Source organism: Anaeromusa sp. (genome assembly GCF_028691475.1).
Taxonomy (GTDB): domain Bacteria; phylum Bacillota; class Negativicutes; order Anaeromusales; family Anaeromusaceae; genus Anaeromusa.
The window spans coordinates 1-9,057 of record NZ_JAQUZF010000107.1 but is presented as its reverse complement, the minus strand read 5'-3'; the positions used below and the strand labels follow the sequence as shown (position 1 = coordinate 9,057).

Sequence of the window (9,057 nt, the reverse complement as noted above, 5' to 3'; positions counted from 1 at the left end):
AGTCGTTTCTTGCGCGAATATGCGGCGCACACGCAGTTTCTGGTGGTGACGCACCGTAAGGGGACGATGGAGGCGGCAGACCGTCTGCACGGGGTAACGCTGCATGAAAACGGCGTCTCTCGCATTATTTCCGTAGAACTTAGTAATGAAGAAAAGCAGTCTTCCGCCAGCTAAGAAGCAATTTTAAGCCGGCGGTGTGAATTTTAGAGAAGAGGTGCGAAGAAGAATGGGTTTTTTTGATCGGTTAAAATCGGGCTTGGAAAAGACGCGCAAGTCTTTTGCAGAGAAAATAGAACAGGTAATTAAGGGCTATGCCGATATTGATGAGGAATTTTTAGATGATATTGAAATGGCGTTGTTGACCTCGGATGTTGGCGTAACAGTTACGTCGCGGTTGATGCAGGACATCCGCACAGGCATAAAAGCTAAAGAAATCAACCAGCCTGACGATTTGCGGCCCTTTTTGGCGCAGCGCATCAGTTCCATGCTCAATGAGGGAACGGCTGCTATGCAGTTGCCGGAAAAGAGCGTAGGCGTTATTTTGGTGGTTGGCGTCAATGGCGTGGGCAAGACGACTACGATTGGAAAATTGGGGCATTTTTACGCAGCTCAAGGCAAAAAGGTGCTTCTAGCGGCGGCGGATACCTTTCGTGCGGCGGCGATTGACCAGCTGGAGATTTGGGGTCAGCGCACCGGCTGCGAAGTGATCAAGCATGCAGAAGGTTCGGATCCGGCGGCGGTGGCGTTTGACGCGCTGCAAGCAGCTAAAGCCAGGAACTTTGACATAGTGATCATCGATACGGCCGGCAGGCTGCACAATAAGGGAAATCTTATGGAGGAGCTGCGGAAGATTTACCGGATTATTGGCCGGGAAGTGGAAGGAGCGCCGCATGAAACATTGTTAGTGCTGGATGCTACAACAGGGCAAAATGCCTTGAATCAGGCCCGTGTGTTCGGAGAAGTCAGCGATGTGACTGGCGTGGCTTTGACCAAGCTGGACGGGACGGCTAAGGGCGGCGTGATTGTGGCTGTTAAGAGTGAATTGGGCGTGCCTGTCAAGTGGATTGGCGTTGGCGAAGGCATGGACGATTTGCGGCCTTTTGATGCGGAGGAGTTTGCGCAAGCTTTATTTGCCAACTAACCAAGAATGCCAAGTAAAAGTACTTGACGCCCATCCTTGAAGTGCGTATAATAAAGCAGGTGTCAAGTATTAGAACTTGGCAAGAAGTTGGTGGTGAACATGTTGGAGAAAATCGTCCGCATTGGACGTCTCTTTGATTTGTATAGCGCGTTACTGACGGAAAAACAGCAGCGTTGCGTGGAATTACATTATTTGCAGGATTTTTCTCTTTCGGAGATTGCCGAAGAGCTGTGTGTTTCGCGACAAGCGGTGCATGATATGCTGCGCCGGGCGGAACATATTTTAGAAGAGTATGAAGGAAAATTGCGATTGCTGGAACGGCAGGAACAGGATCGGGAAATTTTGCGGCAGGTGCAACAGCTTTTAATGAGCCTGCCTGAGAATATGCAAAACATTCCCGCTCTTGGCGAGGCTAGGCGGCAATTGAGTATGCTGTTGGAGGTTGCTCATGATATTTGAGGGCTTAGCCGATAAGTTGCAATCGACATTTAAAAAACTTCGCGGCCGAGGAAAGATTACCGAAGCCGATGTTGCTGAAGCGCTTCGCGAAGTACGTATGGCCCTGTTGGAAGCCGATGTGCATTTTAAAGTGGTTAAGGATTTAATTGCACGCATTAAGGAACGGGCTGTAGGGCAAGAAGTGCTGGAAAGTCTGACGCCAGCGCAGCAGGTCGTAAAGATTGTTAACGATGAGCTGACCGAGTTGATGGGCGGCACCCAAAGTCGCATTACTATCTCTCCTAAGCCGCCGACAGTGATCATGCTTGTGGGCCTTCAGGGCGCTGGTAAAACGACAACCGTAGGCAAGCTGGGGCAGTATTTGAAAAAACAAGGTAAAAACCCGCTGTTAGTTGCCGCCGACGTGTACCGGCCTGCGGCTATCAAACAGCTGCAGGTGCTTGGGGAACAGCTGAGCATTCCGGTTTTCACCATGGAAGAGCCCCAACCGGTAGAAATTGCCAAACAGGCTCTGGAACATGCCAAATTATACGCTCGCGATGTGGTGATCATTGACACGGCAGGACGACTGCATATCAACGAAGAGTTGATGCAGGAGCTTAAGGACATTAAAAGTGCGGTCAAGCCGCATGAAATTTTGCTTGTAGTCGATGCTATGACCGGTCAGGACGCTGTCAATGTAGCGGAAAGCTTTAATGGCGATTTGGGTCTGGACGGTATTATTCTTACCAAGCTGGATGGCGATGCCCGCGGCGGGGCGGCGCTTTCGGTAAAAGCCGTTACCGGTTGTCCGATAAAATTTGCCGGTATGGGCGAGAAACTGGATGCGCTGGAGCCTTTTCATCCGGACCGCATGGCTTCGCGTATTCTCGGCATGGGCGATGTGTTGACTCTGATTGAAAAAGCCCAGGCCAGCATCGATTTGGAACAGGCTAAAGAGATGGAGCGCAAACTGCGCAAAGACGACTTTACGCTGGAGGATTTTCTGGATCAGTTGCAACAGGTGAAAAAACTGGGACCGCTGGATAAAATTATGGAAATGCTTCCCGGTATGAACCAGCTGACAAAGAACCAGGATATCCAGATTGATGAAAAAGAAATTGCCCATGTAGAGGCTATTATTCGCTCTATGACAAGGGCGGAGCGGCGCGATCCCAACCTAATTAACGGCAGCCGCCGTAAGCGCATTGCTGCTGGCAGCGGTACGCGCGTGCAAGACGTCAATAAGCTGTTGAAGCAGTTTGTGGAGGCGCGGAAGATGATGAAGCGCTTCAAGGATATGCAGAAAATGGGTAAAAATAAACTAAGCAGCATGTTTAAAATGCCGTTTATGAAATAATGATTCTATAAAGGAGGTGATATCAATGGCAGTAAAAATTCGTTTGAATCGCATGGGGGCCAAGAAAAACCCCTTCTATCGCATCGTTGTGGCTGACTCTCGTTCGCCCCGCGATGGCCGTTTCATCGAAATCGTCGGTCACTATGACTCTACTCGCGAACCCGCAGTAGTAAAAGTGGACGAAGAAAAAGTCCTGGCCTGGTTGCAAAAAGGCGCTCAGCTTACCGATACGGCGAAAAACATTCTCCGTAAAGAAGGCATCATGAGCAAATGGGATGAAATGAAGCGTTCGAAGTGAGAAAGAGTGTGATAACGTCATGAAAGAAATCGTTGAAGTTATCGCCAAAGCCCTGGTACGGCATCCGGAACAGGTACGAGTCGAAGCAGCGGATGACCGTAATGGCACCGTATACGCCTTGCGCGTATCTCCTGAAGATATGGGCAAGGTCATCGGCAAGCAGGGACGGATTGCTAAAGCCATCCGCACTGTCGTGAAAGCGGCGGCGACGCGGGAAAATAAAAAAGTCAACGTGGAAATCAGCGAATAAAGGTGGATTACCGACATGGACAGCATGACTCTAAAATGCCCTGTGACCATCAAGGCCAAGGTGACGGAGGAACTCAAGCAGCGTTTGATCGCAGAAACCGAAGAAGCCCTGCAAGGGGTGGAGTTGGAACTGCAGCAAATTGAGTTTCACGCTAAGCGTCTGTTGGCAGAACAAGCCAAGCAGGACGCCCAAGGCCTTGTGGCTCTGCGTCAACAAATTGAGGCAGAAAAGCAAAAGCGCCTGGAATTCAAGAATGAAATGCTGGCCAAGCTCAAGGCCACGCAGGAACTCGAACTCGGCTCTGAGATTGTCAGAGGGCAGTTGGAGCGCGTCGTCGATGTGAAGGTAGGCGATGATCTGAACAAGATCATGGGCTCTGAGATCCTTCTGGAAGACGGCAAAGTTCTGGCTTTCCGCAGCTGAGACCAAGATGACCATGAAAGAGACTAACCGTATATTGGTCGGTCAGATTATTGCCCCGCACGGCGTGCGGGGTGATGTTCGTGTTAGCCCCCTGACCGATCGGGCGGACCGCTTTGCTGCCTTGAAGTGCGTATTTATGCATAGCGGCGCTGTTTTGACCTTGGAGCGCGCTAGTGTGCATAAAGGCTTAGCTTTGTTGCATTTTCAAGGCGTAGACACGATTGAAGCCGCTGAGAAGCTGCGGGGGCAGCAACTGTATATTGACCGTAAAGATGCGGTTCCTTTAGCGGCAGGGCAATACTATACGGCTGATATCCTGGGACTTCGGGTGGTTGATGAGCGAACCGGCGAAGAATTGGGAGAAATCGTGCAGATCTTGGAGACGGGCAGCAACGATGTGTATGTGGTGCGTCAAGCTGGACGCAGCCAAGACGTGTTGGTGCCGGCTCTTAAAAGCGTAGTTTCCGAGATTTCTTTGCAAGAAGGTCTAATGCGTGTACGCTTGCAGGAGGTATGGGAATGAATTCGCTGCATTTTTCCTTTGTGTCTCTCTTTCCAGAGATGTTTGCGCCTCTGGAGCATAGCATTTTGAAACGGGCCCGCGACGCGGGCCTGCTTTCCTTTTCCCACATTAATCCCCGGGACTTTGCCTTAGATAAGCATCGTATTGTAGATGATACGCCCTTTGGCGGCGGCGCGGGGATGGTGATGAAGCCAGATCCCATTTATCGGGCTGTGCAGTCTGCCAAGGAAAGTGGCGCAGGGCGCGTCTTGCTCATGTGTCCAGGTGGGACGCCTTTTTCTCAGGCCAAGGCGTTGGAACTGGCCAAGGAGGAGCATCTTATTTTGGTATGCGGCCATTATGAAGGTATTGACGAACGCGTTCGCCAACATGTGGTGGATGAAGTCATTTCGATCGGCGATTATGTGCTCACAGGGGGCGAACTGCCGGCAATGGTTGTGGCGGATGCTGTGGCGCGCTTAGTGCCCGGTGTGCTGGGTTCCTGCGATTCGGCGCCGCATGATTCCTTTTATGATGGTCTTTTGGAGTACCCGCAGTATACACGGCCGCGCAGTTTTAACGGCTGGGAGGTGCCAGAGGTGCTTGTCAGCGGTGATCATGCGAAAATCCAGCGGTGGCGGCGCAAAGAAGCGCTGCGCAATACCTGGAAGCGGCGGCCTGATCTGTTAACAGGGCGCGAACTGGAAAAGGCGGACGCGAAACTGCTGGCGGAAGTCGAGGAGGAAGAGTCATGAAGGAAAAAGCAAAGGTTTATGTAGGTCTGGTGCATTATCCGATTTACAACCGGAATATGGATGTAGTAGCTACGGCGGTAACCAATTTTGACGTCCATGATTTGGCCAGGACCTGCCGGACCTATGATGTAGCGCGTTATTTTGTCATTCATCCTCACGAGAGCCAAGCTCGCCTTGTACAAGACATTATTGGCTATTGGCGGGATGGTTACGGCAGTGAATACAACCCGGACCGCAAGGAAGCCTTTCAAGTTCTAGAGCTGGCTGCTTCGATTGAAGAGGCGTGCAAGCGCATTGAGGAAGCCGAAGGACAGCGGCCGTTGATTGTTACTACCGACGCGCGGGTATATCCCAACAGCATTTCCTATCGAACGATGCGCAGCAAGCTTCAGCAGGAGGCGCAACCATGGCTGATTTTATTTGGTACCGGCTGGGGTATTGAGGCGGAAACGATGAGCCGTTTTGACGCAATCTTAGAGCCAATTTACGGGCCAGGCGAATACAATCATCTGCCGGTGCGTTCGGCGGTGGCTATCATTTTGGACCGCTTGCTGGGCGAAGCTTGGTATGAAGCTGAAAGTGCGCGTGAGGATTAATTTTTTTCTTGAGTTAACTCGGGGAAGATGATATAATTTTAATGTTTATAAGGCGGTCCTCTATACCTAAAGCAGGATACGAACGTCTTAATGAAGGAGGAAAACCCATGAATCTCATTGAAGCTTTGGAAAAAGAACAACTCCGTACCGACATCCCTGATTTTAAACCAGGCGACACTGTCCGTGCCCACGTAAAAGTTGTCGAGGGTACTCGTGAACGTGTCCAGGTTTTTGAAGGCGTTGTCATTCATCGTAAAGGTACTGGCGTGCGTGAGACTTTCACCGTTCGCCGCATTTCCTACAATGTAGGTGTGGAACGTACTTTCCCGGTGCATTCGCCCCGTTTGGAGCGGATCGAAGTAGTGCGCCGCGGTATTGTCCGTCGCGCCAAACTGTACTACCTGCGCAATCTGCGCGGTAAAGCAGCGCGTATCAGAGAAAGACGCTAAGCGACGAAAAGGGGACTGGCAGCAGTCCCCTTTTTTCATCGTAAATATTAACTAGGTATACGGTCAGAGGCTTCGAATGGGGGTTTGTGGAAAATGAGCCAAAGCAAACTAGGACAAGAAATCAAAGACTGGGTTGTATCAATCGCTATTGCGTTGATACTTGCTTTTTTTATTCGTTATTTTATCGTTGAACTGTATTTAGTCGAAGGACCGTCTATGCGTCCTACGTTGATTAATAGCGAACGCCTGGTGGTCAATAAATTCATTTATCGTTTTCAACAACCCGCCAAAGGCGAGGTTATTGTTTTCCGTTATCCGCGGGACCCCAGTCGTGATTTCATCAAGCGCGTTATTGCCGTTGCAGGCGATACGATTGAAATTAAGGATGGCCGGGTGTTTGTCAACGGTCAGTTGCAAAATGAAGAGTACATTTTAGAGAAGACGCGTGGTTCTTATCCTTTGTCTACCGTGCCGGAAGGCCATATCTTTGTGATGGGCGACAACCGGAACAATTCGGAGGACAGCCGTTTCCGCGATGTAGGCTTTGTTTCCTTGGATATGGTAAAAGGCAAGGCGATTATGGTGTTTTGGCCTTTGGATCAGTTGAAACAACTGCCTTAAGAGCGTTAAAAACGCGGAGGATTTCATGAAACAAAGACATATTCATTGGTTCCCGGGGCATATGGCCAAGGCGCACAGGGTCATCCGAGAGCAGTTGAAACTAGTGGACGTAGTGGTAGAATTGCTGGACGCCCGTATTCCAAGAGGCAGCGCTAATCCGTTGCTGACGGAATGGACTGTAGGGAAACAACGCCTTATCGTTTTGAACAAGGCGGACTTGGCGGACCCGGCGTTAACGGAAGAGTGGCTGCGGTATTTCAAGACGCAAGGATTTACGGCGATTGCCTTGGATTCTTCCGGCAAGAAGAATATTAAGCCCTTTATCCATCGCATTGAAGAGGCTGGCGCAGCCAAAGTGCAAAAGCTGGCGGCTAAAGGCATACGGAACCATCCGGTGCGGGCGATGATTTTGGGAGTGCCCAACGTAGGGAAATCTTCCTTGATTAATCGTCTTTTGGGAGTAGCTACCGTTCGGACCGGGGACAAAGCGGGTGTTACCCGAGGACAGCAATGGCTGAAAATCGGAAAGTCCGTGGAACTCTTGGATATGCCTGGAGTGCTGTGGCCGCGTATGGATGATCAGGATATTGCTATCTTGCTGGCTTTGACCGGAGCTTTGAACGACGATGTCTATGATATGGAACTGGTAATCGATCATTTCCTGGGTTGGATGCGGGAGCATCAGCCGCAGTTTCTGGCGGAACGTTATAAACTAGAATTGCCTTTACCTCCCGACACCGAAGAACTTCTGCGTCAAATTGCTGTGCGGCGGGGCTGTCTGCGAGCCGGCGGCGTAGTGGATTTGGAAAAAACGAGGCGCATTGTTTTGGGCGAACTGCGGGATGGTAAGCTAGGCAGATTGACCCTGGAGTATCCGCCTTTACAAGAGCAGCCAACGGAATTACCAGCAGAATAATAGGAGAAAAACCGCTTTTGCGGTTTTTCTTTTTTTTCTTAGGTCTAGGCAAAAAGGAATTACCCGAAGAAAATAGAAATGATACATAAAACAGCGCGAAGGCGGCGCGGCAGGAAGGAATGGCAGATGACGCAGAAAAAAACGATTACGGAAATTCGCGAATTGTTGCAGGCGGAGGAAATTAATGCGCAGTTATTTGCAGAACTGCAAGCCGATCCTCGTAAAGGCGTCCAGCAGCTTTTAACCGCGCGGGAGCGTCGTATGCAACGTCAGCAGGAAGAACAAGACAGGCTTTATGAAATGGGCCGTTACGAGCGCCTTTGGCGTCAAAAAGGCATAGAGCGTATCTGCGGTGTTGATGAAGCAGGCCGGGGACCGCTAGCTGGCCCGGTGGCGGTTGCTGCTGTTATTTTGCCTTCAGACTGCTTAATAATAGGCATTAATGATTCCAAAAAGCTGTCCCCTTTGCAGCGGGACAGGCTGTATGAGGAAGTCCAGCGACAGGCTCTGGCAATTTCGCTGGTATGGGTGGAACCGGAGGAAATTGATCAGTATAATATTTATCAGGCTACGGTACGGGGGATGGAACGGGCGGTGCGCCAGTTGCAGCCGGCGCCGCAGGCGATCCTGGCTGATGCGGTGGACTTAAAGCGTTTAGACATTCCTTGTCAGGCGCTGATTCATGGGGACGCCTTGAGCGCTTCCATCGCAGCGGCTTCTATTGTGGCTAAAGTGGAGCGAGATCGGCTGATGGCGAAACTGGATGAACAATATCCGGGATATTCATTGAGGGAACACAAGGGATACGGTACGGCGGAGCATATGGCGGCGCTGCAAAAATTGGGGCCATCGCCGATTCACCGGAAAACCTTTGAGCCCATTCGATCGATGCTGGCGGGGAGGGATGCGCGATGAACGGCAAGAAAGGCGAAGACGATCTAAAAAAAGAGGAGATCCAACGGCGTCAAGCTATTGCCATGAGCTATGAAGCCGGCGTTACGACGGCGCCGAAAGTGGTTGCTAAAGGAGCCGGCTATTTGGCCGAGCAAATTTTGGATACAGCCCGCCGTCATGGCGTGCCGGTTTATCAGAACAAAACACTTACGGCGATGCTGATGGCAGTGCATTTAGACCGGGAAATTCCTGCGGAACTATATCAGGCTGTGGCTGAAGTATTAGCCTACGTTTACCGCGTAGACCAGCGCCTTGGCCGGCGGAGGGCGTGAGATGGCCCGGCATCTGGCCTTTGGTTTATCCGGCGAAGAATGTGCGGCTGACTGGCTGGCCAAGGAAGGCTATGTTATTTTA

The 9,057-nt window shown here is 50.9% G+C and carries 14 protein-coding genes; all 14 read left to right on the top strand.

The features are described 5' to 3' along the window. The first annotated feature begins 226 nt into the window (after positions 1-226). The 14 genes from ftsY to PHF27_RS11845 all read left to right on the top strand — a co-directional run bounded on the left by ftsY (position 227) and on the right by PHF27_RS11845 (position 8,975). Positions 227-1,141 (top strand): signal recognition particle-docking protein FtsY, encoded by a 915-nt coding sequence (gene ftsY, locus PHF27_RS11910; RefSeq protein ID WP_300070326.1) that lies wholly within the window; start codon positions 227-229, stop codon positions 1,139-1,141. 99 nt (positions 1,142-1,240) lie between these two features. After that, on the top strand, positions 1,241-1,600 hold the full coding sequence (gene ylxM, locus PHF27_RS11905) for a YlxM family DNA-binding protein (RefSeq protein WP_300070323.1): 360 nt from the start codon (positions 1,241-1,243) through the stop codon (positions 1,598-1,600). Continuing rightward, positions 1,590-2,939 carry a signal recognition particle protein gene (ffh, locus tag PHF27_RS11900; protein ID WP_300070320.1) on the top strand — a complete coding sequence of 450 codons (1,350 nt, stop codon included), beginning with the start codon at positions 1,590-1,592 and terminating at the stop codon, positions 2,937-2,939. Before ylxM ends, ffh begins: the two co-directional genes overlap by 11 nt. Positions 2,940-2,964: 25 nt before the next feature. Further along, complete coding sequence (gene rpsP, locus PHF27_RS11895; RefSeq protein ID WP_018702438.1) at positions 2,965-3,237, top strand: 30S ribosomal protein S16; 273 nt, start codon at positions 2,965-2,967, stop codon at positions 3,235-3,237. A gap of 19 nt (positions 3,238-3,256) precedes the next feature. Continuing rightward, the gene (locus PHF27_RS11890; protein WP_300070317.1) at positions 3,257-3,487 is read left to right on the top strand and encodes a KH domain-containing protein; all 231 of its coding nucleotides are present in this window, start codon (positions 3,257-3,259) and stop codon (positions 3,485-3,487) included. A 15-nt stretch (positions 3,488-3,502) separates the two neighbouring features. After that, a complete protein-coding gene (locus PHF27_RS11885) occupies positions 3,503-3,910 on the top strand; it encodes a YlqD family protein (protein ID WP_300070316.1) in 408 nt (135 codons plus the stop codon). A gap of 7 nt (positions 3,911-3,917) precedes the next feature. Next, positions 3,918-4,433 carry a ribosome maturation factor RimM gene (rimM, locus tag PHF27_RS11880; protein ID WP_300070313.1) on the top strand — a complete coding sequence of 172 codons (516 nt, stop codon included), beginning with the start codon at positions 3,918-3,920 and terminating at the stop codon, positions 4,431-4,433. Further along, positions 4,430-5,167 (top strand): tRNA (guanosine(37)-N1)-methyltransferase TrmD, encoded by a 738-nt coding sequence (gene trmD / locus PHF27_RS11875; protein ID WP_300070310.1) that lies wholly within the window; start codon positions 4,430-4,432, stop codon positions 5,165-5,167. The genes rimM and trmD overlap by 4 nt, the downstream gene beginning before the upstream one ends. Beyond that, entirely contained in the window at positions 5,164-5,763 is a 600-nt protein-coding gene (locus tag PHF27_RS11870; RefSeq protein WP_300070308.1) for an RNA methyltransferase, read from the top strand. Before trmD ends, PHF27_RS11870 begins: the two co-directional genes overlap by 4 nt. Positions 5,764-5,870: 107 nt before the next feature. Beyond that, positions 5,871-6,212: a 50S ribosomal protein L19 gene (gene rplS, locus PHF27_RS11865; protein ID WP_300070306.1), complete on the top strand. Its 342-nt coding sequence runs from the start codon at positions 5,871-5,873 to the stop codon at positions 6,210-6,212. A gap of 93 nt (positions 6,213-6,305) precedes the next feature. Next, positions 6,306-6,833, top strand: coding sequence for a signal peptidase I (gene lepB, locus PHF27_RS11860; RefSeq protein WP_018702445.1), 528 nt, complete (start codon positions 6,306-6,308; stop codon positions 6,831-6,833). A gap of 25 nt (positions 6,834-6,858) precedes the next feature. Then, entirely contained in the window at positions 6,859-7,749 is an 891-nt protein-coding gene (gene ylqF / locus PHF27_RS11855) for a ribosome biogenesis GTPase YlqF (protein WP_300070304.1), read from the top strand. 126 nt (positions 7,750-7,875) lie between these two features. Beyond that, on the top strand, positions 7,876-8,664 hold the full coding sequence (locus PHF27_RS11850) for a ribonuclease HII (protein ID WP_300070301.1): 789 nt from the start codon (positions 7,876-7,878) through the stop codon (positions 8,662-8,664). Further along, positions 8,661-8,975, top strand: coding sequence for an EscU/YscU/HrcU family type III secretion system export apparatus switch protein (locus PHF27_RS11845; RefSeq protein WP_300070298.1), 315 nt, complete (start codon positions 8,661-8,663; stop codon positions 8,973-8,975). The genes PHF27_RS11850 and PHF27_RS11845 overlap by 4 nt, the downstream gene beginning before the upstream one ends. Positions 8,976-9,057 lie beyond the last annotated feature (82 nt).